The organism is Rothia endophytica (assembly GCF_928381505.1).
GTDB lineage: Bacteria > Actinomycetota > Actinomycetes > Actinomycetales > Micrococcaceae > Rothia > Rothia endophytica_A.
The window spans coordinates 50,065-72,933 of sequence record NZ_CAKMSJ010000005.1 but is presented as its reverse complement, the minus strand read 5'-3'; the positions used below and the strand labels follow the sequence as shown (position 1 = coordinate 72,933).

Genomic DNA, 22,869 nt, shown 5'->3' with positions numbered 1-22,869 from the left:
CCCGCGACCAAGGGATTACACGCCCCACTCTGGAACCAAGCAGTAAAAATGACCCTCTTGCTGCAACAGCTACTTCGTTCAAGCTCTAGAGACCTCAAAGACGAGGTGAACTAACTATGCAGCACAAGAAACATGCCCACCCAGACATTTCCGTCTCATTTTTCCTCCGTGAAATCATCCCCACGCTTCTCACCCAAATGGGGCTAAAAGAAGAAGCAAAGTCAATCATTGAACAAACAGCAAACCACAAAATAGACACCCCTCATACCCCTAACGGCCTGAAGGCTGCTCTTTGGAAAGCCTACGAATCAGCCCTAAATCGTGTTGACCAAACATGCGAAAGTTCATCTGATTTCAGCGAAGAGGCCATTCGCGATTTTCTTGCCTACCTCTTCAACTACGAAGATCACCCAGAAGTCATCACAGAAGATACCTTCTACACCCACATCAACTACCACTGGTGGAGTTACTACAACTCCCCCAGCTGGGTAGGAGCACGCCTTCCAGCCCTCAAACTCTATCTTCAGATCCTCTGGTACTTCACGATCACCGAAGGCACCAACAATGAGGCTTCACCTCTACTGGAAAAAATACATTTCCATGATCTGTTTTCCACCTACATGCGGGCATATTGCAACTGCCCCATCACCATCTCCCAGATTGACCCACTATCCGCTCAGTAGAAGGCTTTGGCAAACGCGACCTCACTTTCTACCGCCACCAAACGCAGCCCTACACCATCACAACCCACCAATAAACCCAAGGAGTGAAGACTATGAGCAATCAAACCATCACCGTCTATACCACCAAAACCTGCCAACAATGCCGCCTCACAGAAGCAAGCATGGCCGCCAAAGGACTGGACTTTCGTATCATCCGGTTAGAGAACGAGCCCTCTATCGCTCACACGCTACGCAATAAAGGATTCAGGGAGGCACCAGTCGTCCAAGTCACCGGTGATAACCCACAGATTTGGTCAGGATTTCGCCCAGACCTCATCGAGATCCTCGCTAACTCATTGAGACTCGCAGTGACAGAGCAATGAGTAAAAACCCAACTCCATCAAGTGGACGCGAATTCAAGAAAATACTCACTTCCCAGGGCTTCACTGTCACACAAACAGGGGGCGGTCATTTCAAAGCTACCCACCCCAAACACCAGGACAAGCCACCTATCTGGTTCGCGGCTACCCCCAGTGACCGGCGCTGGATAAAAAACACCACCTCATGGATCAGAAGAACCTACGGACTCGACCTCAAGGATATTCAATGACAACAGCACCAGTAGCACCAAATGCAATGTTTTGGCCACGAAAATTCGGCGCTCTCTTCCTCATAGGCACCCCAGCAGCTATCGTTCATACTGTCATCGCCTACGGAGTAGCACCCACGCTAGTATCACCTGAACAACTTGATCACTTAGGTAACTGGACTGCCGTGGGCATCTTCACCCTAATTTTCACCTTCAAGGTGTATATCTTTCTGGCTCTACTCATCTTGCTAGTTCTAATTGGCTTGAAGTATCTACTCAGCAAAACAATCGGCCTCAGCTCCACTGCTAGAAGTCTCATAAGCAAAGCAAACCTTCTGGTGACAGGTAGCACCGTCGCTATCGCCCTCACCGGTTTTATCATCACTTTTATATCCATGGCCTTCAGCTAAAAAGCATGAGCCGGTTAGTACAAATACGTTCTAACCGGCTCATTTTTCAGTATCAGGCAGAACGCAGCAAACGTTTCATCTACCGGGAATCCAGCCTACAACTAGATGAAACGGAAACGTCATGACTTGCCCTTGGAACACCCAAATCACCGAGTTCTCAACCTGGCTCAAAGCAGCAGGCCGAACCCCACGCACCATCGAGACCCGCGTCCGCTGGTTACGCACACTCATAGAAACCACCGACTGTACCCCAGCCACCATTACTCACCAGGAAATAGCAAGTTGGCTAGCGAACCCCAATTGGAAACCAAACTCCAGACGCAATGCCCTCGCCTCAGCCAGACGATTTTTCCACTACCTCGAAATCACCGGCTACCGAAAAGAAGACCCCACAACCCTTCTCTTACCCATCCGGGTACCACGGGCAAAGACAAGACCCATGCCTACCAGCATCATCACACAGGCCCTAGAAAACTCCCCCAGCACAGAGCAACAACTCATGCTCTTACTAGGAGCCTTCGCAGGGCTACGACGCACAGAAATAGCGTCCCTCCACACCTCCAACTATGCCCAAGGCTGGCTAACTATCACTGGCAAAGGCGGCAACACACGGCAAATACTGGTGCACTCTCAGCTTGCACCATTTTTAGACCTCAAATCCAAGGGCTACTACTTCCCCGGACGATTCACCGGCCATCGTAGCAACGACAATATCGCCAAGAAAATCAGCCACCTCTTAGGCGCAAACTACACACCCCACAGCCTCAGACATTGGTTTGCCACCACCGTTTACTCCGAAACCCAAGACATCCGAGCGGTCCAAGAACTTCTGGGGCACGCTGATATCACCACTACCCAGCTCTATATCGGCATCGAAGAAACATCACTGAAAACTGCCATCAAAACACTACACAATCTGCTCACCGCTCCTGCGCAGAAGTGACCGACATTCACACGCTACAGAACCTAATACCTATCAAGGCAGGGTTTTCCCTCATCAATCATCTAAGGAGTAAGTACCATGGCTATCCCCACTCACTATGACGTCAAGCTGTCCTGCGACCACACAGAGAAAAACAAGGACCTCTCCCAGAAACCAGCTGGAGAGCGTGCCCAGTTCGTCAAATGGCTAGAACACAAAGGGCAATGCTGGAACTGCTACACCAAAGCCAACAAGGACGAGTACGCTCAGCGCGACTACGAAGAAGCGGTGGAGAACATGGCCGTTTTTGGGCTCAACGAACTAGAAGGAACGGAAAAGCAGGTCCGGGCAGGAACCCGCATCCGTAACCACAAATTGGTCGCAGCGCTAGAAACATTCGTCCGGGGCGATAACCCCAGCATGGATGAAGACGAGTTCGAAGCCCGCATTGTTGAGCCCGCACGCCGCATTACTCGGGCCGGATACTGGATTGCCAACATCGAGGTCGAGCTAGAAGACCTTGAAGAGATTCTAGAAACCGCGGTGGAGAACAACCCCCAAGACGTAGAATCAGAAAACCCCTTCTAAGAAGAACCCCGGGAAGGCAGGTACCACCATGAGCCGGGCCCCTATCACCAGTTCATTTGAAGAATGGGATACTAAGTACCCCATTATCAACTTTGAACGCACTTTCACCTGCGGCCATACTGCAGTGTTCACCAATCGATTGCACAAGTTTCAGCCCTACCAGCATCGGGCTGAATTTGCAGACCGCTTTGCCGCTACAACAGAGTGTTGGGATTGCCGACAAGCTAAATTGCCGCCACTTGAATCAGACCCTGTTTACGTTGCCTCGGTCAAAGCCGCTGTTGCCAATCTGGAGGTATTTGAACTTCCTATGCTGGAAGATGATGATCCTTCAACCCTAATGAGAGCACTGAAGCAACGTGATGCCCTGCTGGTGCAGGTGGTGGAATTGATGGTCAGCTCACCGACTCCCTCGATGAGTGAAGACGAATTTGAATCGGACGTACTGGTCTATGCCAGGAAAATTACCGATACCAAGTTTTGGGCTTCACCTCATCTGGTCTGGGTCACAGAGGTCTCTGAGTACCTGCAAGCTACAGCGGAAGGTAGGGAGCTAGTTCTGAACACCAGGAACGACTTCAATTACTAGCACTCGGAACAGGGGCTGGGAACACTACTAACAGTGTTCTCAGCCCCTGCTTTATACCCAAAAGCGGTGACTGACATTTTGCTTTTCCGCTACTAACAAGTCATAAGCCCATTCATTGAGCAGCCTAGCTTGTACTGTCCCATTTGGGACAGTACCGAGCTTAACCGGCAGCTATGACAAGTCAAGGAAAAGCATTTATGCACCAGCAGCACACTATCGTTGTCGTGCCAGCCCAGCGCGCTATCACCTTCGGTCAAACCACTGTACCGGTCAATTCAACCGCCCAAGCAGTCAAGTTCTGCCAGGACCAGGCGGCTATTTTGCGGAATAACTACCGCATCAACATTATTGACGTGAATGACAAGACAGAGTTTTCGCGTTACTACATTAGTCCTGGTGGTAGCCACGGAACTCGCAAAACCTCCGTTGATTCCGCTTGCCCAGTCATCGAAGCACCTTTGTATATTGACGGCTGGAAACTGGTTATTGATGACACTGTGCGAGAGACTTTCTATACTCTCAAGGAGTTCTTATCCCACTGTCAATCTATCGCTGATACCTACGTGGTTTCGTTCAAGGTGATGGCCGTGGACGTCACCCCCTCCCAACAGCAGGTGGAGCTCAAATTCCGCCCTACCGCTGCCCAGGAACCGGCAGATGATATTGACACCGGAAAACTTGGGCTTCTTCTTGTTGAAAAAGAATCGGAACCACTTCAGCAAGCAACGCAGATAGTTGCTGGTGGCCCTGGAGACGAAGAGCTGTTGCCAGTTCCCGATGTACTGGTTGATGAGGCACCTTTAGCAGGTGAAGATTCAGAGGCGGAAACGGAGGCGGAACCTGCTCCTGAACCTGAAGCCATTCCGGAAGCGGAAGTGGGACCTACAGATCAGCTAGAAACCTTAGATGAGCTGTTGCTTTCTTCTGAACCTCAGAATGATGATTGGGGCGCAGAGGAAGAGCAGAAAGCTTTTAGGTTTACGGCATTCGTGAAGTCTCGGAAGGTAATGGCAGCCGGTGCAGGGCTACTTATAGCTGTTCCTCTTGTATGCGGTTTTGCTTATTCTGCTGTTACCCGTGCCGATACCCCTAAGCCGGTGGAGTTTACGTCAAGTTCTGTCTCCATCCCCCAGGGCTATGAAAACGTAGCCCAGTGGTCACTGCCTATTCCGGAGGACTCCAGGGTGCACGTCGGTAAGGCAGCTACCGCTCTAATATCCTCCACTGAAATCAAGCTCTATAGCAATCAGACTGGGGAGCTACTACGGACCGTTCAAATCAGTGAGCCTATCTCCGAGGACAGCAAGAATGTCATTGGTAGCACCATCATCAACGGTAAGGATGCTCTTATCTGGGAGGTCGGTAATCAAATATCTGTCTTCACCGCGGATATGGGCAAAGATGGGTCTCTGATTACCGCGAAGGTAGAGAACAACCCGACTATCTACGCATTGGGCACAGCACCTCTTATCAAGGTAGAGGACAAGGTATACACGGTCACCGAATCTGGGCTGAAAGAGTTCAAAGCACCAGCTGGACTAACACCTATGGCCGTCGACGAACAGACCCTAGTCTCAGGAGGCTTTGATGTGCCAATCCTGCTCACCAATCTCGACGGGTCTAGCCAGGAGCGAAGCCTATCGCCTGTTTCAGAGGATCTGTATTTGAACTCCTATATCCACGTCGGTAAAGGGCTGGTTAGCAGTATCTGGGCAGAGGACCCTTTAGCTCAGTGTTCAGAGACCAGTCAGGCGGCGTGCGATTTAGAAGCTTTTTTAGTGGTTCACAGCCTGGAATCAGGTGAGGTTACTTTTAGCGCTGAAACAACTCTTGGTGAGGCAAAGAATGCTGCTTGGGTTGATGGGTATCAAGGGAATGTTGCCGTTTTGGGCAAGGTTCTCATAGATCCAGAGGGTCATAGTATCGGGGTTTTGCCTGAGGGTCAGAAGGCGGAGAAGGTCAAAGGATATTTTGTTCAGACCTCTGCAGAAGGCCGAAGTGCTTACATCGACGCCAGTGCTAGTCCTGCTTCTGGTAGCTACATGAATTCAGTAATTCTTGCTCAGACAGATCAATCAATCATTGTTCAGCAAGGCGAGAGCATCAACGCTTACAGCCGAGGCGGACAGTAACTTTTCTCCTTAAGTTTTTCAAAGCAACTAATCCTTTAAGAAGGTAATTATTATGAAGAAGTCACCATTGACTTACGCTTTTATGCTGGCTCCACTTTCCTTGGCAGCTTCGTCTGCTCTTGCGTATGGGTTGGAAGTTCCTCCTGCAGTTGTGGTTCAGAGTAATTCTGAGATTGGGCAAGTTCCTGGGCCGGAACCTGAGCCCGTACCAACTCCTGAGCCGGTACCGGTGGACCCGGAGCCACTTCCGGAACCAGTAGACCCCGAGCCTGTGCCTACTCCCGAGCCGGAACCTACTCCTGAGCCAATTCCGGAACCAGTAGGCCCGAGCCTACCCCAGAGCCTGTGCCTACTCCAGAGCCGGAACCTGTAGACCCAGTGCCAACTCCCGAACCGGAACCTACCCCTGAGCCGACACCGGAACCAGAACCCACTCCTGAGCCAGTACCGGTAGACCCGGAACCAATTCCGGAACCTGTAGACCCTGTACCTACTGCCGAACCGGTACCGGTAGATCCGACACCTGTGCCTGAAGACCCAGTGCCTACTCCCGAACCGGAACCAATTCCGGAACCAGTAGACCCTGAGCCTGTGCCAACGCCGGAACCAGAGCCCACTCCCGAGCTGGAGCCGACACCCGAACCGGAACCTACCCCTGAGCCAATTCCTGAACCAGTAGACCCCGAGCCTGCTCCAGAGCCGGAACCCACACCGATTCCAGTAAACCCGGAACCAACCCCAGTACCGGTAAATCCGACACCTATCCCCGAACCGATAGACCCAGAGCCAATTCCGGAACCAGTAGACCCTGTGCCCACACCGCTCAATGAAGTTGATCCAACAACCCCAGCCCCGGAAAGGGGCCCTACAAAATCAGCAGAAACTAAAGCTCAACTCGAAGTTATTCCAGTGACTCCAGAGCGTAATCAAGATACGAACTCACGCGAATCATTAGCCGTAGTTATTCCTACGACCCCGGTTATTGAGCGTGAGGATGTTCCGAACTCGTGGACGATCTTCCACCGTGACCTCCCAGAACTGCTCTTCCTCGTCCCATCGCAAAGCAGTAACACGAGAGTTGAATTGAATAGCTGTGGACAGACCAAGACGGGTGGTGAAGTGCTCCAAATACTCGCGCACTTCACCACCCGTCGGGAAGCGTTCCTTCCAATTCCAGGTGTCGATGACATCCTGAGAGAGAGTGAGGCAGTAGTAACGGGATTCGCAGTCCGTTCGAACTCCGGGATACCGATTACTGCTCCACGTCCCGCCGAGCGCAGTGCCGGCCTCTAATAGCAGCGCATCAAATGTTCTTTGCTAGAAGTAATTGGAGCATGGCAAGACCGCTAAAGCCGGCCCCAATGACGACAACTTCACGCGGCATGCCCGCGGAAGTTTCGGTTGATTGCGTCGTGGTCATCTTGTGCCCTCTTTCAGGTAGTCAACTCGGTTTATCCGTTATTCACGGAATCGGCGGAGCCCCAGAAGGCGTCTTCTGCTGGGCCGTCAGACGAGAACAGGTGCACAGCTACGATCTTTCCGCGTTGCACGGTGATGAGATCGCTGCCGGCTTGATCGAGCTTGACGTCGCCGCGGTCACCGGTGAATTGGACTGGGGCAACCACAAGATCACCATTGGCCATCAACGGACCGGTCGGAGCAATGGCAAACGTGTCTTGGCTGACCGTCATCATTCCGCCAATCAATGCATGCACAGCCTCCGGACCAACATGGGTACCCGAGAAACGGTTTTCCCCTGGCTGGAACCACCGAACATCCGGGTCAAGGTAACCGAGAGCATCCTGAACACGGCCCTCAGCCAGTGCACCAAAATACTGCGAAACGACCTCAATAGGATCCATAGTCGACGTAGTCATGAAACGTTCCTCCGTGAAATAGGTTTTACTGTCTCTCTCATGGTTACAATTAGTTACCTGTTACCTCAACGTAACTATTTCAGGAATTTAGAAAAAGGATGTAAATGACCACGGCGCACTGGAATGTGATGATGGCGAAATGCCCATCGCGGACATCGCTAGCGAGAATCGCGAACAAATGGACGGCGATGATCGTTATTGCACTGTCCGAAGGGCCCTTGCGATTCAAAGAGATTAAGGCAACTGTTGAAGGCATCAGCGGCAAAGTACTAACGGACACGCTCCGGGCGCTCGAACGTGACGGCATGGTCACCAGAACGTTCTACCCCGAAATGCCGCCTAGAGTGGAATACCAACTCACCGAACTGGGCCGAACCCTATCGGAGCCCCTCAACGCTCTACGCACATGGTCTGAAACGCACTTCGATGCCGTCCAAGAAGCGCGCGACGCATATGACCGCGCATCAGAGCCATCCGAGGATGATCTCATCACGAGCATCTAGAAAGCACCCGGATACAAATGGCAGAGTCGAAAATAACCACCAATTGACTCGTGGCAACCGGAAAGTAGAAATGGCTGATAACTAGCGACTCTCGCACCAAGCACCAGGACCAGAAGAAGACGGAACCACCATCAGCCTCGCCGGGCCCAGAAAGCGACCTAGCAAGTAGATCCCCATATTCTTCAATCAAAGAAACCATTTCAACCATAGAAATGACTCTACTTTGAGTCCTGCATTTTCAGATGACGAGACAATCCGAGCGGACTCATCGCGCCACTGTTTAGAGAGGAACTGACCTATCTTATAGCTCGTGGACCCTCTTTAGCTCACGATAGATTGTTGTCCGCGAGACGTTGAAGAGTTCTGCGAGCTCACTCTGTGTATGCTCACCCTGCGGGGCTATCGAGAGCAGATGCTTTCGCTGCGCTGGGGATAGCTTCGGTTGTTTGCCTTTAAGTTTTCCTTTGGCCTTAGCGATCGCCATACCTTCTTTAGTCCGAGCTCGGATGAGATCCGCCTCGAATTCGGCCACCATCCCAAGGACGTTAAAAAGGAGCCGGCCGACAGGATCCTTTGGATCGTAAATACTTCCGCCAAGACTCAACGCAACGCCTTTACGATTCAGTTCGTCGGCGATGTCCCTGGCGTCGGGGAGTGAGCGGGCGAGACGATCAAGTTTCGTGACTACGAGAGTGTCGCCGGCGCGCACAGCAGCCAGTGCTTTTCCCAGTCCTGGACGTTCGCGATTAGTGCCTGTTAACCCGTGATCGACGTACAGGTTTTCCGGCAGGACACCCAGTGCGGTCAGTGCAGCTTGTTGGGTCGCGAGATCTTGTTCGCTGGTTGAAACGCGAGCGTATCCGATAAGAAGTCCTGTCATGCACTCATTGTTGCAGTTATGGTGCCTTCATCGCGCATATTATCGTGCGAGTCTTACGTGCATATTTAATGACTGTAAACCTCTGAACCAAAATTCCAGATTCGGATGCACGGTGAGGGATCGGCTAACGGACGTCTTGACGAGCAATTCCCTGGTTGACATTGCCAACTGCCTGCGGCTGATGCCAGGGCACACGCTCGAGGACAAGGACGTGTGTCAGAGTCCGAAGTCCTCAGTATTTCTGTCCATAGTCAACAGCACTGCCGCCCGCAAGAGGAACCTCCTACGGGACATTCGCAGAGGTTCCCTGCATTGTGACCTGAAAGAATCTCCTGCATCGCGTGGAGGCGCGACGCCGACGAGCAGCTCGGACTTGGCTCCAATCGGCTAGCCGTCAATGCCCGCGGATGTGGCCCTGCCAATGCAATGATCTCCACAACATCGTTCACAAATGCCGTACGCAAGGGGGCGTTTAGGACGGTTGCGTGAACTGAGCTTCGAACTCTACGCTCGGCGCGATTGGGGTGATGACATCAACCAGTATGCCGTTGGGGTCTGCGGTAATGAAATGTCTCTGGCCAAAGTCCTCATCGCGTAGTGGCGTGATTATCGGTAGGCCTGCGGCAATGAATTTGGCGTATGTGGCGTCGACGTCATCAACTTCAAAGTTGAGCAGTAGGCCGGAAGCAGTTCCTCGGTGCGACTCGGGCACGGTCTCGTGCTGGCCATCCAAGACGGCCAAGGCATGTTCCTCACGTTGCAGGTGGATATACCAGTCGCTTGAAAACAGCTGTTCAAAGCCGAAATGTTGCTGGTAGAAGGCAGCGGTGCCAGCCACATTTTCGGTCATGATTACGGGATAGGAGCTCGAAATGATTTGCATGTAAGAAAACTAACATACAGACTGTATGTATGCAAAAAGTTCAAGTCCAGACAAACGCTCAGCGCAGCGCTCAGACCAGACGGGCGCTGCTTGTCGCAGCACGGTCGCTTTTCATTGAGAAAGGGTTCACCTCCACATCCACGCCAGAGCTGGTTGAGCGAGCGGGGCTGACCCGTGGCGCGCTATACCACCACTTCAGGGATAAGAGCGAAGTCCTGCAAGCAGTGCTCGAGGAGGAGGCCCGCCAGGTCGCAGAGGAGATAGAAAATGCTGCGCCGGCCAACGCCAGCCCTGTCGATGACTTACGAGAGGGCAGCGTCGCCTACCTCAAGGCAATGGCAGTTCCGGGGCGTACTCGCCTCCTACTTATCGAAGGCCCGGCGGCTCTCGGTACGGTCACGATGGAAACAATAGACGAGGGCCATGCCGCCGCATCACTACGGGAAGGCCTCGAAGACGCAATGCCCGGACACGACGTCTCTGCCCTAACGAACCTGCTGTCGGCATCATTTGATCGGGCAGCACTGGATATTGATGGCGGTGGCGACAAAGATACGATCCAGGCAGCGATGCTTTTCCTCATTGACCGGGTTGTGACTCCCAATGGGTCTCGGCATGAAGGGTCTCAGTGAATAGACATTCTTGAATGCCCTGCTAAAGGCTGTGTGCCAATTATCGACGGCGAATTCACCGTCCGAAGTCCTCAGCGCAGGGCTTGAGCGCCCGCAAGGTGAACGTCTACCGGACAATCGCGCAAATTGCTGCGTGGGGCCGGTTGCCGGGATCTTGGCGCTTTTCGACTTCGATCACTTCGAACCCGGCGTCATGCAGCAGGCCACTCATCTGATCAACGGACCAGCAGTAAGCCGTGGTAACCGCGTGGTCAAGCGGTTCTGCGGATTCACCCTCGAAAAAGCCGACGAGCAGGCGCCCTTGTGGCGAGAGAACTCGCGCGAGCTCGATGAGAACTGGCGGTAGTTCTGCCGGGGGCAGATGAATCAGTGAATACCAAGCGAGCACTCCATTCAGGCTTCCATCGGCTGCGTCGAGGCGGCGGAGCGTGGAGACCTGGAACGATACATCGGGAAAGCGAAGTCGGGCACTCTCAATGAATTCGGGCACGAGGTCAATGCCTGAGATGTCGGCACCCCGTCTGTGAAGAAAATCCGTCCAATGTCCCGGGCCGCATCCGGCATCGATGATACGGCCACTAATCTGTTCAGCCCATCGTTCTATGTGGCTCCGATCAAGCTCATGCATGTCATCGATTGCCCCAAGAATAGCCGTGTACTCGGCTGCCCGCGCGGCGTAGGCCTGTTGAACCTGAGAATCAGTCATGCAATAAGTCTAGGGACTTGCAACCACGACCTATCGCGCGGTTTCCCGCTTCGTCGGCCTGAAAGCGGCGTTCCCCATGGAGACTGTCGAGCTGTCCCGTAAGACGGTCGCCATACGGGACACTCGATCCGTTGGCTTGTTACGTTTTCGAAACTCCGAGTTTTCAAAGATTTCAGATTCCCATATACCCCGCCCGAGAAAATGCCCGGTGAAGGGGCCTTATACGGACGCCAAAAACGGTCGTTTCGACACATTGATCCGCGGACGTCGGTGAAATTTTGTGACAGTTGAAAACTCAACAGATTTTCAAGCGCGTTTGGTCGCAGAACCCAGTGCCACAAACTATGTTCCGATACAAGCTTCTTGACACGAGTATTGAGACATCCAGAATCATGGAGCACCTCCTCAGAAACGCTAGGTATCCATCGGCTAACGTCGCTTCGAGTTCCCGCGCCCGAAAGCAGTAATAAGGACCTGCAGCGTCGGTGCATCGCTCACTCCAGGAAGCACCGACCCTGATACTATCGCCATTGCATGCGCAAATACTAAATAAATCCTTTATTCTAGCGAGTCATACGCTGGGGGAAATTTGAATAGGAACACTTACGTTTTGCAATGCGCGTAGCGCCGGGTACGCCTTTGCAACTCCATCATAAAAGTCCGGAGCCCCGGGTTCACAAACAGTGACTAGCAGTGAGAAAGGGAGATCTGGGGCATGGTCCGACAGAGTTCCTGCTTCACGTGCTAGGTATCCGACTTCTAAACGGGGATTATGCGCTCCTCCAGCAGGAACCTTCACTCTATAATGTCGTAGCGTTTCCCATTTTCCAGATTCTCTGAGTTTGGCCTCGGATCGATCTGTCACTGGAGCCAAAGTTAGTGTTGGAGCTTCCCGACTGTCTTTCCAACCTTCGGATAATAAACGAAAAGCTTCATCACTTCGACGATCAAGATTTATTTTTCTAGTCTCATCGGGCGATGTATAGGTTCGTATCTCGCTGTGAGGCCTGAAGGTAAGGTCAATTGACGAATCCGTGTAATCGGTAGTCTGTGCGATATCGACCGTAGATGTGTAAGAAAGCGTTATACGAATCTCCAATTCACCAAGAGATCTAGCAGGTAAAGGGATTTGGTACCCCAACAGTGTCGACCTTATCGCTGAATCCTCGAAAAGAACGTGAGCTTCGTCAGCTTCTGCATTCAGTTTCTGGGTATAGTCGAGCAGAAAACGTCCGAATCCATGTTCATTTACTTTCGCCCTGTAAGCTCGATGCCTCTCAGCAAAATGAACCGCGAAAGCTCTCAAAGTATTAGCATTGAAGGTCGGAAGTTCTGCTGCGAGTCGAGACAATGCATGGGTCATCAAAGGGGCAGAAAAACTGGTCCCATGGTTGCGCATCACAGTCCCGTCCTCCCGTAGGAGAGGCATCCCTTCTTCCTCAGTTCCTCCGTATTGAACGCCAATGGGTTGGATCCTCGATCCGTGTCGACCAGGCCCCATAGATGAATAAGGTGCCCGTTCCCACTTTTTCTCCGGATACGGGAGCGTACAGGAACCCACAGTCAGGCCATTGACCATGTCAGCTGGCACTTGAACACGATGAAAATCGCTATTCGGCTCCCAAACAGACCATTCCCCACTATTACCTGCGGCGACTACGAACAATACGCCCATTTCATGTGCTAGCTTGTCCAGCTCACTTGTCCATCTGTCTGGTTCAGCGAAATCTTCGACACTTTTTTCGGGACCTAAGCTGAGGTTAACTATTTGGTGTTCACCTTTTTTAACAACTTCCACGATCTGATCGAGCATCCAATAACCCCAAAGATCGCCTTCAATATCAGGTGCCGGGAAAACCCTGTAGCTATCGACATTTACAGCAGGTCGCGGAGCTTGATCTCCAGAATCTAATAATCCATAGAGGGATGCTCCAACCACTGCTGTCCCATGTGACAGGTCTCCCCGATCCGACGCTTCGGGGGTGATATCGAATTCTCGGACAGGGAATAACGATGGACGACGTCCAAAAGATTCGATTCCTCCATCGAAAACTGCGACCCTGATGTCCTCTCTCAAAGGTTTATGTGTACCTGGGGAATGAACAAAAGCAGCACTCCGCGACCTGACACTAGGGCGCGGCCTTATCTTGGGCAAGGGACGTAGTGCTCTTAGCCCGTTAAAGCGTCTCAGATATTGAGCACTATCGAGCGACATAGTGACGGGTGAGAACGTAATTCCTCCGACTATCCGCTCGTAATCAGTATGGAGTTCACCTCCTACATTCAAAACTGCAGCATGCCAGTTCTCTATACGATCTGGGTCCAGTGCATATGCTTTGCCGTCCCGGCGACCTTGAGGATGCAACACTGCTTCCCATGTAATTCTTCCCCTAGATTTTTCTGAAGTTACTGGTACCGCTAGTTCGTCAACGGTTGATAGCTTAACTACATCGAACTTCCTCAGGTCTTCGTCGAAAGCCCGATCTCCCAGATCATTCGTTTCCTCACCATTGATGAGCGCACTGAGGCGTTCAAGTGCATCCGACTGCGAAGCAAAAACCAGGTTCTTAGTTAAGGCTAATATGGGCTGCCTCGATGCCGTTCTGTAGGAGCTCGAATCGGTTTTAACACCCACCAAATCCGCCTCGAGGTAACTCGCCAACCTCTCTGGAAAAGCAGAAGCCGCGAGATAATTTGGGAGAAGTCGGAGCTCGAAATAGAGAATATCTGAAATTAGCTCAGGCGGGAGGTTCTTGCGAGCATCCATAGCAATATCAACTTGGGGTCTGAGAAGTGTTGCAGCTTCCAAAGCACTCTGCGGATGAAATTTGTTATTTCTTCCAGAGTTGACTCTCGATACCTCTATTTTTAGCGCTTCACCGTTTGTAAATAGTCGGCGCCTAGGCGTGTTGCTGGAGGGTGTTTCAGCCATTTAATCGTTCACTTCTTTTCTTTTCAATGCCGATGCCACAGTAGGATGAGTGACTCCAGAACAGGCCGCTATACGGCGATTTGACCAACCCAATTGGTCTGACAAAAGACGATAAGCCTGAGTCGGATTCCCGAATTTTTTAGATAAAACCAATATCTCTTCACCCAATGTTTCCTCAACAGGAATTGAATGCAATACAGAACGACGACTACTGGCGTTCCAAATTCGTTCAATATCGGATCCTGTTGCACCTTCCGTGGCTTCCGACAGAGCGTCAATTAGGTCATCAGCGAAATTCTTTGATTTTGAAACGTTCGCGAATATTCTCTTTCTTGATTCAAAATTCGGCTTATCGAACTTCACCACTGTATCGAACCGTCGCTCAACTGCGGGATCAAGCAGATGCGCATGATTTGTAGCAGCTAACAGCAATGTCGTTTGCGGCCATCTGTCCAACTCAATGAGTAGGACGTTCACAATTCGCTTGAGTTCTCCGATATCTGTCTCGTCATCTCTATTCTTGGCTATGGCGTCAAATTCATCAAGAAAAAGGACGCATGGTCCCGACTGTGCATAATCCAGAACTGATTTAACGTTTTTCCCAGACGTACCAAGATGACTGGAAACAGTCGCAGACAGTGATAAAGTCACCAACGGCAGTTCCAACTTTTCGGCAATCCAACGCGCTGCGAGTGATTTCCCTACACCTGGTGGCCCCGTGAACATAACTGAGCTGGTAAGGGGAATTCCAGCCTTATCTAAGAGATCAGATTGGTGCCTCTCAAGAACGATGTCATTAACAACATCGAATTCCCTCGCATTAAGAGTAAGGTGAGCACCACTGGGAAGGGGGTCGATTTCAATCAGGTGAGAAGAAGTAAGTTCATCTGTAGGAACCTGACCTCCAGCAAAACGCAATCCCTTTGTTTTGGTGGCACTCTTGAGCGCGTGATGAATGTTCTGTCTAAATTCCTCAGGGTTGTCAACACCTGCAGGCACGGAACGAATTAGACGACTCGCCATCTGAGAGACGCCTGAGGCAAAGCCTGTGGAGCCAACCCTGACGAGGTCGTAAATTACGGCCTCGAGACCCGGGTGGTAAGACTTCGTTTTTTCTTGAGTCATATTTACCACTTTACCGGTTATCTTGGTCAGAGACTAGCATGAGATCAGTTGTTCCTAGAATTCGCATCCACCTTCAGGCGGCAGTCATATCTTCAAGACCGATGAGCCCGACGCGTGACTCCTATCAACTCGTTCTTCGATTTTCGCCCTGGGGATCGCCTCCCCTTTAACTATCATTATTAGATACCACGCTATCCACACAACCGTCCGCGCCGATGCAGACCGTCGAGGACCCTTTCTGGATCCGAGTCGCAAGGACTGCGTGCGGAAAGTTCCAAATTTACGAAACGCCACTGGAAGGATCCTGCTTTAGACCTCCCGCTAGAGAACGCTCTTGAAGCGCGGTATGCAGGTGGCGCATTGGATCTGCTGAAGGAGTGAAGAAAACTGTAGCGTCTTGCAACCTATAGGTTGCAAGACGTCTCAATGAGCCCCAATCCCTCGGCAAAAAATCCGCAGAAACTCAACGCCCCCAAATTCTCGCAACTATGTGTCGCAACCGATGGCGTAGAATCGTGTCTATACCATTAGTTGCGAGACACTTTTTGAAGGACCGATGACCAAACTGATCGGATACGTCCGCGTCTCTACCAAAGCCCAAGACGCCGCCCGGCAAATCCAAGACCTCCTCGCTGCCGGCGTCCGGCGCGATGACCTCTACACCGACCATGGTCTCTCCGGCGCCCTGGCCAAACGACCCGGCTTGGATAAAGCACTGACCGCACTGCATACGGGTGACACGCTCGTGATCACCACTTTGGACCGGCTCGGGCGCTCCACCCAGAAAATGCTCGAACTCGCCGAGGAACTACGAGATCGCAATATCGGTTTGCGCGTGCTCAACCTGGGTGGTGGTGATGTGGATACTAAAACACCCATGGGCGCCATGGTCTTCACCGTCATGGCCGCACTCGCGCAGATGGAACTGGAGATCAAGCGCGAACGCATCACCGACTCCGTCACCAAACGCCGCACCACCGGTGGTGATCTCGGTGGCCGACGCCCCACCTTCACCGAATCCCAAATCCGCACCGCATCCAAGCTCATTCAGGCCGGTGAGCCAGCGACCCAAGTCGCCAAAGATATGGGAATGTCCCGAGCAACTCTGTACCGACGAATCAAAGAGCTTTCATAACCAACCGGTGCTCGACAAGGGTTATAGCATTTCTTGCCCTTGCATACTGTTCTAGAGTCCAGGTCACTCGTCGGAGCAATAGACTACGCTGGGCAACCTACCACGCAACCTTTCCACGACTGGAGCTGGATCTTGGCCAGAACAAGAAAGACTACCGCCGAAGTTGCAGACCTTATACGCAACGGCAAAAGAATACCCACTACTGTAGAGGTCGAGAACCACGCTATCCGGTTCCACCCTCGTCACTGGTTGAACCGGTGGGGCGAAAATATCCCGGTCATTCCTTCCGTTTTTCAAAGCGGAGAAAAGGATAGTAAAGGGCGACTTACCCTTAGCCGCGGCGACCTATTCACTCTGGGTACCATGGTGGAAACTGCACAAAATGCGGTCAACTTCTACGTCGCGGCCTGTTCATGGGACGCCGGTGCCAAAGCCCGGGATATCTACCGTCGAATTCCAACATTGAGCGAAACGGACGTTGGAGAAAAACTCCTCGGCGGAATCATGCCCGCCAAAGACTCGAACCTCGAATCGGAAGTTGCCTACCGACCTTTCTGGAGACGTGAGCAGTACAGACTCAAGGGTCTAGGCCCAGCCTTCTTCACCAAGCTTTTGTACTTTGCAACCGGTTTTGACACATTATCAGATTAGCCCTTTAGGGCTCGAGGTCGATTCGTACCTCCGTGCATCTGTATCCTGCTCGCTCGAACGCCGCGGCCATGGGTGTGTTCACTGCGTCGGTGGTTGCGGTGATCCGCGGTGCTCCGGCTGAGGCGTGGAAGGCGGTGATGAACCCCAAGAGGTCATCGACGTATCCGTGTCCGCGGTGCTCGGGCAGGACCGCGAGGTAGCCGACGTTGCGATTCGTGGGTGTTGCCGAAGGAATCGCGATGCCAATGATGGTGTTCTGTTGGTCGTACGCGACGCGCCACCAGTCGCGGTCGCCGGGACAGGAACGGTAGTAGTCCACCTCCTCCCGAGCCAAGCTCAGTGCGTTGGTGCTGGTCAGCTGGCGTCGCGTCATGACGTCGAGCGAACCGTGGGCGACGAGGGCGATGAGGTTGATAAACGTGTCGTCGTCTGCCTGCTCGAACCGCAGTTGCGGGCTGGGTTCTTGTATCGGGCTGCCTTGGTCCCATTGGAACTGGCGTCGTTCGTTGTGATGACTCAGGCCAGCAGTGGCGGCTGCCGCGATCTTCGCATGGACGTCATTCGCTACGGCGGTGTTATCGCGCCACGTGATGGGGACACGCATGGTATGCGGCAGCGGGGTAGGGGTACCGTGAACTTCCACGGCGGCGTGGCCCTGTTCCAGCAACGCGCTGAGGATTACTTCGGACATGTCGTGGCCGGCGACGGCATCCCATACGTCCAGCGCGATTGGCCTGAGCTCGTCTCGTCCCCACCACAGGGCCCGGCCCACAATGCTACCGTCGTCGTCGAGAGCAATCTGCGACCAGCGAGGTTGCAGGCGACCGGCGGCGATCTCAGTCTGTATCTGTTCGGGTGTCATACCAATCTCGGGTGTGGTGGGCATGTGAGCGGCCTGCTGAAGAAGCTCCGCGGTGGGTGTCTCGATTCTCATTGCCTACATTGTTGCATAATTCTGAAGGGGTATTCAGATACTGGTCATCCCCGCACAAGCAATTCCCTCCGCCAGATTCTGCGCCGTCGCGGGATCAAGGCAGTGATCCCCGAACCTCGCGACCAGCAGCAATACCGCCGCGACCGTGGTTCACGCGGCGGCCGACACGGAGGCCTACCGCGGCCGCAACGTCATCGAGCGTGGCTACAGCGACGTGAAGCAATGGCGCGGCCTGGCCACTCGCTACGACAAACTCGGCCTGACCTACCGAGCCGGAGCCGTCCTCCGCGCGATCAGCCAGTGGCTCAACCACCTCGTTTGACGAGGTTTCGGGATATCGCTCCCAGACCTACGCACTCGTCCGTTCCGGGGAGCTGCGCTCGATCCAAGTCGGCGGCCGTGGGCAGTTGCGCGCCGAGCACCCCGAGCTCGAGGCGTCCATCCAGCGCTGCGGCGAGGAGACTGCGCAGCTCGTCGCGCGCAAGGAGGAGGCGACCCCATGAGGTCGACCCCTCCCGTACTCGCCGGCGGTGCAGGCCGGCCCGCAGTCCGACCGGCCACCCCGGGTGAGCAGCCAGCGTCTCCGCCAGACCCGGCAGAACTTGCGCACCGCTGACTGTAAGCATATACTTACACCTGACATCGTTCGATTACGATCCGGAGGGATAATGGACGCAGCACGGCTCGCTCAGATACTCAGTGCTCTCGGAAGTGAGCCTCGGTTGCGAATTATCGCCTCCCTAGAGACGGAGTCGACCCATGTCAGTGAGCTGGCCCGCCGACTTGGGATGTCTCGGCCACTGCTCTACCAGCACCTCAACCGCCTGGAAGCTGCTCGACTCATCGAGAGTAGCCTGGAACAGCTCGGAGAGAGCCGAGTGAGGAAGCACTACTGGGTCACTCCGTTTCAGCTTGAAATAACTCCAGACCACATTGTGCACCTAATTAATCAAGAACAGGAAAGAGAATCTTCATGACACTTACCGCTACCCTATTTGTTATCATCCTCGCCGTCGCACTACCACTCGCGATCTTCGTTGCTCTTACCGTCTGGGTGGTACGCACCATCACCAGCGCACGACGCGAAACGGCAACGGCGATCGATGGTTCGAACCAACTCATCGTGGAGCACCTACGCAACATCACCGAGCGGTTGGATCGGATTGAGGCCCAACTCAGCGAGGTCCCCGAGTAATCAGGCCCTCCAGAGAGCCGGTGACCGCCACGCCCCTCTTCATGACGCTGGAGGGCGTGCAGACCATCATGTCCATTGGCCGCTCCCAGCCCTACGCACTCGTCCGCTCCGGTGACCTGTGAGCAATCCAGGCCGGCGGCCGCGGACTTTGGTGCGTCGAGTGCCCCGGGCTCGAGGCAGCTAAGCTCATTCAGGCCGGTGAGCCAGCAACACAAGTCGCCAAAGACATGGGCATGTCTCGTGCGACGCTCTATCGACGGATCAAAAAACTTCCCTAATCAAACATTACTCAGTAAGAGTTACAGCTCTCCCTGCCCTTGCTGACCGTTCTACAGCGTGGGCAACTCGTCGGAGCAATAGACTACGCTGAGCAGAAAGGTCGCTCAGGCGTTGACGGCGACGTGCCTATCGAAGCTCTCTGCCGTAGTGTCGAAGATGCCGGATTCGACGTCGTGGGCATGGCAGAGCACGAGTGCCGAGATCCCGTCCCCGCTCACGCACGATTCGTTCGATGAGGGCGGCCGGAGCTGAATCGTCGGACAGATCGCAGGGATAATCGCCCGTATCGAGGTCACTAGTGACGACTTCCCAGCCGTCTGCCGAGAGTCGCGGAACGATCCCAGCTGCAATACTGTTGAGTCGCGCGGCTCCGGTCACAGGGGCGAGAGGCATTTTTCTACACTAGCGCCGCTCATTCGCAGGTATCTGCAGCCGCTCAAATTGGACGTTTGTGATGTGTTTATTTCAATGGTGTCCAGCCCACGGGCAACGGACCGTCGAAGCCCGACCCATGCGGCAACGTCCCGAAGCCCGTTAAAGGAGACCATGAATGAAGTCAGCCCTAAAGAACCGATGAGGATGACGGTTAGCCAGAGAGTGACCTTGGAATCAGGGTTGATTCGGGGGCTAGTGCGATTAGTTGGAGTGTTCAAAACGGTGTACCACTTCTGATATTCTTAGAGTCATTCATTGAGTCAATGGCAGCGTTTCATCATGAGGAAAATCTGGTCTGGTTTGAATTTTTGGCCAGCTTTTTCGATGTAGTGCTAAAGAGTTCTATTGGTTTGGTGATTGTCCTGGCCTGAGCACCTGATAAGGGTGCTCAGGCTTTTTAATGCCCCGGACATGATGAGCTGTGCGTCTTTCTAACGACCTAGAACGCTAAGTACCCGGTCAAGGGTGCAAACCGCTGATTCAATCGTTTCTGCGGTGCCTTCTGAGGCCTGAAGCAGGTCTTCTTGGAGATTGAACAGCTCTAGCAGAGCAGCACCGGTGAGAACGGAGCGGGTAATGCTCTGAATCATCTGGTCAGTGATGATCTCTGCATCAAATCGCTGTTTGCCGTTAGCTTCGATCACCTGGCGTGCTAAATCTTCAAAGTCCATTGCTACCTCTGAAACTTCCACAAGCCCCGGGTCGTGACCTGGTGTGTGAGCACTGGGCTTCTTTTCCTCTGGAGCACTTCGCTGGTAGTTCTGAGCCTTGGTGGGCTCAGCTGGAGCACCGGTTTTCTTCGGTGTGAAACTTTTGAGTCCCAGCCCATCAGCTGGAATGTCGAGCAGGTTTTCTGGGATTTCTTCACAGAGGGAACGTTCCTTGCAGGCTTTGGCGGTCTTGCCGTTACGGGTCAGAACCTGGGCATCAGGGGCGATGATGCCTTCTTTGCGGGCTTGCTGTGCGCTTCGGTTCACGGTGGACTTCGATAGCCCGGTGGCTGCTGAAATGGCCCGGGATGACATTTGTGCGTTGACCATTGCGCCGATAGTGCTCATACGGTCCTTATCTGGAACGCTCAGGAGCTGAGGTTCTCCGATTTCGGTTTCTAGGTATTCTTCCCAGGATGTGTAGCCCAGGGTCAGCCAGACGCGGTGTTGCCAGGCGTAGACCACGGTGGTGTAGGTGCTGTGGAGCTGGTGCTTGAGGTCTTTGGTCAGGCGTAGTGCTTCATCACGGGAGAGTTGTTCTAGGGCTGGCTCGGTGGTGATCTGGTCGAGTTCTAGGAGTGCGGTGGTCATGGTTATTGTCCTTTCAAGGAGCACTGCGGGTTTGATACGACAGGTGCTGTGGGTTAGTGGGAAACAGGTTGGCGGTTGAGGGCTGAGGGGTTTTGGGCTTTTCGCATGGCGTGGATGAGGTCTAGTCCGCGTAGGGGCTTGCCGTCTGGGCCGTAGATGGTCTCGGTTGGTGGTTCGGGGGTTTGGAGGGCTTTGCGGTCTGCGGCGCAACTGTTGCATTCGCCAGTGGCCGGGTATTGGATGTCGCAACGGGGGCAGGTCAGAGTAGTTTTTGCTTCTTGCTCTTCAAGGCGTCGAGCGTGTTCTTCAATGGCCAGGTTGTGCTGGTAGCGGCTTTTTGACTCGATGAGTTCGAGGATGGCTGGGATACCACCGGCTTCGTTGCCGATGACTCGGACGCAGAAACCGACTGGGTTGGTGACTTTGGTGCGGTTGGTGCGGTTGAGAATTTCTTCTACGACTTGCAGGAGCTCCGTGGCGGCGAACTGCGAGGTGTTCATTGCGCTGTAGCGGCTCAGCCCGGTTCGCAGTTGGGTGATGAAGAGCTTGGCTGGTACACCGCAGATGTCCCCTTGGAGGTCTTTTGAATCAGTCATCAATCCATCAGTCACGGGCGTTTCTTCTCTCGCGCCTGTTCTAGTGTTAGCTGATTGAGTGATTGATTGATCAATCACTGGGTTATTAAGGGTTAAACGCGCGCGCGTTCCTTTTAAGGCGCCTTCGGTTTTTGTGCTCAAATTTGCACCTTGAACGTCCATTTTTTGCACCTTGAACGTGGTTTGAGCTTCTGAAGGTGCATATTTTGCACCTTGAGTCTGACTAGGTGAAACATATCTAGGTGCAGATTTTGCACCTTGAAATTCTGAGTCCTGAATATCCTCTTTTTCGATGTACTCGTACTGCTTGCGGAGCTGTCGTGAGTATTCGATTTCTTCGAGGTCTTCGGTCTGAGGAATGTCCCAGTGGGTGATGCAAGGGTGAAGAATAATTGCATCCACATTCCGGCCCCGCGCGAACTCTGCAGGGCGACGTTCGGTGTGCAGCAGATCTTTCTTTCTCAGCTCAGAGATACTTGCCTTTACTGTTCTGATGGAGAGTCCAGACTTGGCGGATAGTTTCTTCTGGCCGGTGAAGCAGATGCCACTGCTGTCTGCTTCATTAGCGATGTTGAGCAGGATTCGGAATTCTGAGTTTTTGAGGTCTTTTTTTAGAGCCCACACCATCATTTCCAGCGACATTTAGCTACCTCGCTTAGGGGTAGCGAAGCGAATGTATTTGGTCAGTTCCTCAATGTCTACACTCATAAACTCAGCGATTTTTTCAATCTCGCTGGGGCGGAACTCGATACGGCCACGGAGCCTGTTACTCAGCTGCGCCTGGGACATATCTAGGTGGCGGGCTAAATCAGTTTGGTTGATCTCGCGGCGGCTAACCTCTGCCCTGATGTTGCCGGCGATTGAGTCTGCATAGGTCATACCTAAAGAATATAGGCTGTACCTATATTCTGCA

26 protein-coding genes and 2 pseudogenes are annotated in these 22,869 nt (G+C 53.2%); 17 read left to right on the top strand and 11 right to left on the bottom strand.

Features of this window, described 5'->3' with window-relative positions:
- The first annotated feature begins 116 nt into the window (after positions 1-116).
- The 7 genes from L6990_RS07515 (at position 117) to L6990_RS07485 (ending at position 5,892) form a co-directional block, all read left to right on the top strand.
- Positions 117-683, top strand: coding sequence for a hypothetical protein (locus L6990_RS07515; RefSeq protein WP_237203460.1), 567 nt, complete (start codon positions 117-119; stop codon positions 681-683).
- 92 nt (positions 684-775) lie between these two features.
- Positions 776-1,045, top strand: a complete 270-nt coding sequence (locus L6990_RS07510; protein WP_237203459.1) for a glutaredoxin domain-containing protein — start codon at positions 776-778, stop codon at positions 1,043-1,045.
- A 223-nt stretch (positions 1,046-1,268) separates the two neighbouring features.
- Entirely contained in the window at positions 1,269-1,661 is a 393-nt protein-coding gene (locus tag L6990_RS07505) for a hypothetical protein (protein WP_237203458.1), read from the top strand.
- 439 nt (positions 1,662-2,100) lie between these two features.
- Positions 2,101-2,604, top strand: coding sequence for a tyrosine-type recombinase/integrase (locus L6990_RS07500; RefSeq protein WP_237203457.1), 504 nt, complete (start codon positions 2,101-2,103; stop codon positions 2,602-2,604).
- A gap of 78 nt (positions 2,605-2,682) precedes the next feature.
- Positions 2,683-3,171 (top strand): hypothetical protein, encoded by a 489-nt coding sequence (locus L6990_RS07495; RefSeq protein WP_237203452.1) that lies wholly within the window; start codon positions 2,683-2,685, stop codon positions 3,169-3,171.
- Between the two features lie 28 nt (positions 3,172-3,199).
- Positions 3,200-3,760: a hypothetical protein gene (locus L6990_RS07490; protein ID WP_237203450.1), complete on the top strand. Its 561-nt coding sequence runs from the start codon at positions 3,200-3,202 to the stop codon at positions 3,758-3,760.
- Between the two features lie 197 nt (positions 3,761-3,957).
- Positions 3,958-5,892 carry a hypothetical protein gene (locus L6990_RS07485; protein ID WP_237203449.1) on the top strand — a complete coding sequence of 645 codons (1,935 nt, stop codon included), beginning with the start codon at positions 3,958-3,960 and terminating at the stop codon, positions 5,890-5,892.
- Positions 5,893-6,843: 951 nt separating this feature from the next.
- Here L6990_RS07485 and L6990_RS07480 read toward each other — a convergent pair.
- Positions 6,844-7,032 (bottom strand): hypothetical protein, encoded by a 189-nt coding sequence (locus tag L6990_RS07480; protein ID WP_237203447.1) that lies wholly within the window; start codon positions 7,030-7,032, stop codon positions 6,844-6,846.
- Between the two features lie 311 nt (positions 7,033-7,343).
- Positions 7,344-7,769, bottom strand: coding sequence for a nuclear transport factor 2 family protein (locus L6990_RS07475; RefSeq protein WP_237203445.1), 426 nt, complete (start codon positions 7,767-7,769; stop codon positions 7,344-7,346).
- Positions 7,770-7,873: 104 nt separating this feature from the next.
- Here L6990_RS07475 and L6990_RS07470 point away from each other — a divergent pair, with 104 nt between their 5' ends.
- Positions 7,874-8,272 carry a winged helix-turn-helix transcriptional regulator gene (locus L6990_RS07470; RefSeq protein ID WP_237203444.1) on the top strand — a complete coding sequence of 133 codons (399 nt, stop codon included), beginning with the start codon at positions 7,874-7,876 and terminating at the stop codon, positions 8,270-8,272.
- A gap of 301 nt (positions 8,273-8,573) precedes the next feature.
- On the opposite strand, the gene L6990_RS07465 is transcribed toward L6990_RS07470, so the two are convergent.
- Positions 8,574-9,152, bottom strand: coding sequence for a recombinase family protein (locus L6990_RS07465; RefSeq protein WP_237203443.1), 579 nt, complete (start codon positions 9,150-9,152; stop codon positions 8,574-8,576).
- A 472-nt stretch (positions 9,153-9,624) separates the two neighbouring features.
- Positions 9,625-10,002, bottom strand: a complete 378-nt coding sequence (locus L6990_RS07460) for a VOC family protein (RefSeq protein WP_237203441.1) — start codon at positions 10,000-10,002, stop codon at positions 9,625-9,627.
- Between the two features lie 62 nt (positions 10,003-10,064).
- Here L6990_RS07460 and L6990_RS07455 point away from each other — a divergent pair.
- Together L6990_RS07455 and L6990_RS07450 are read left to right on the top strand one after the other, a co-directional pair.
- Positions 10,065-10,250 (top strand): annotated as a pseudogene (locus L6990_RS07455) (TetR family transcriptional regulator); the annotation flags it as partial.
- A gap of 9 nt (positions 10,251-10,259) precedes the next feature.
- Positions 10,260-10,667, top strand: coding sequence for a hypothetical protein (locus tag L6990_RS07450; RefSeq protein WP_237203602.1), 408 nt, complete (start codon positions 10,260-10,262; stop codon positions 10,665-10,667).
- A gap of 106 nt (positions 10,668-10,773) precedes the next feature.
- Here L6990_RS07450 and L6990_RS07445 read toward each other — a convergent pair whose 3' ends face one another.
- The 3 genes from L6990_RS07445 to L6990_RS07435 form a co-directional block, all read right to left on the bottom strand.
- Positions 10,774-11,373 carry a class I SAM-dependent methyltransferase gene (locus L6990_RS07445; protein WP_237203439.1) on the bottom strand — a complete coding sequence of 200 codons (600 nt, stop codon included), beginning with the start codon at positions 11,371-11,373 and terminating at the stop codon, positions 10,774-10,776.
- A 571-nt stretch (positions 11,374-11,944) separates the two neighbouring features.
- Positions 11,945-14,305, bottom strand: coding sequence for a S8 family peptidase (locus L6990_RS07440; protein ID WP_237203438.1), 2,361 nt, complete (start codon positions 14,303-14,305; stop codon positions 11,945-11,947).
- The gene (locus L6990_RS07435; RefSeq protein WP_237203437.1) at positions 14,306-15,430 is read right to left on the bottom strand and encodes an AAA family ATPase; all 1,125 of its coding nucleotides are present in this window, start codon (positions 15,428-15,430) and stop codon (positions 14,306-14,308) included. It abuts the gene before it with no gap.
- A 556-nt stretch (positions 15,431-15,986) separates the two neighbouring features.
- Here L6990_RS07435 and L6990_RS07430 point away from each other — a divergent pair.
- Both L6990_RS07430 and L6990_RS11960 read left to right on the top strand, forming a co-directional pair.
- Positions 15,987-16,565 (top strand): recombinase family protein, encoded by a 579-nt coding sequence (locus L6990_RS07430; protein ID WP_237203436.1) that lies wholly within the window; start codon positions 15,987-15,989, stop codon positions 16,563-16,565.
- Positions 16,566-16,598: 33 nt separating this feature from the next.
- A complete protein-coding gene (locus L6990_RS11960; protein WP_336604475.1) occupies positions 16,599-17,216 on the top strand; it encodes an 8-oxoguanine DNA glycosylase OGG fold protein in 618 nt (205 codons plus the stop codon).
- A 4-nt stretch (positions 17,217-17,220) separates the two neighbouring features.
- On the opposite strand, the gene L6990_RS07420 is transcribed toward L6990_RS11960, so the two are convergent.
- Entirely contained in the window at positions 17,221-18,102 is an 882-nt protein-coding gene (locus tag L6990_RS07420) for a GNAT family N-acetyltransferase (RefSeq protein WP_237203434.1), read from the bottom strand.
- Positions 18,103-18,204: 102 nt separating this feature from the next.
- Here L6990_RS07420 and L6990_RS07415 point away from each other — a divergent pair.
- From L6990_RS07415 to L6990_RS07390, 5 genes and pseudogenes are all read left to right on the top strand, one after another.
- Positions 18,205-18,472, top strand: a pseudogene (locus L6990_RS07415) (IS5/IS1182 family transposase); the annotation flags it as partial.
- Positions 18,473-18,818: 346 nt separating this feature from the next.
- Positions 18,819-19,127: an ArsR/SmtB family transcription factor gene (locus L6990_RS07405; RefSeq protein WP_237203433.1), complete on the top strand. Its 309-nt coding sequence runs from the start codon at positions 18,819-18,821 to the stop codon at positions 19,125-19,127.
- A complete protein-coding gene (locus L6990_RS07400; RefSeq protein ID WP_237203432.1) occupies positions 19,124-19,345 on the top strand; it encodes a hypothetical protein in 222 nt (73 codons plus the stop codon). The genes L6990_RS07405 and L6990_RS07400 overlap by 4 nt, the downstream gene beginning before the upstream one ends.
- Positions 19,346-19,470: 125 nt before the next feature.
- Positions 19,471-19,623, top strand: coding sequence for a helix-turn-helix domain-containing protein (locus L6990_RS07395; protein WP_440480489.1), 153 nt, complete (start codon positions 19,471-19,473; stop codon positions 19,621-19,623).
- A 39-nt stretch (positions 19,624-19,662) separates the two neighbouring features.
- Positions 19,663-19,860 carry a hypothetical protein gene (locus L6990_RS07390; RefSeq protein ID WP_237203431.1) on the top strand — a complete coding sequence of 66 codons (198 nt, stop codon included), beginning with the start codon at positions 19,663-19,665 and terminating at the stop codon, positions 19,858-19,860.
- 630 nt (positions 19,861-20,490) lie between these two features.
- Here L6990_RS07390 and L6990_RS07385 read toward each other — a convergent pair.
- The 3 genes from L6990_RS07385 to L6990_RS07375 are packed head-to-tail and all read right to left on the bottom strand — an operon-like array spanning position 20,491 to position 22,835.
- Entirely contained in the window at positions 20,491-21,360 is an 870-nt protein-coding gene (locus L6990_RS07385) for a winged helix-turn-helix domain-containing protein (protein ID WP_237203430.1), read from the bottom strand.
- A gap of 53 nt (positions 21,361-21,413) precedes the next feature.
- Positions 21,414-22,598: a helix-turn-helix domain-containing protein gene (locus L6990_RS07380; protein WP_237203429.1), complete on the bottom strand. Its 1,185-nt coding sequence runs from the start codon at positions 22,596-22,598 to the stop codon at positions 21,414-21,416.
- On the bottom strand, positions 22,599-22,835 hold the full coding sequence (locus tag L6990_RS07375; protein ID WP_237203428.1) for a helix-turn-helix domain-containing protein: 237 nt from the start codon (positions 22,833-22,835) through the stop codon (positions 22,599-22,601).
- Between the last annotated feature and the right edge of the window lie 34 nt (positions 22,836-22,869).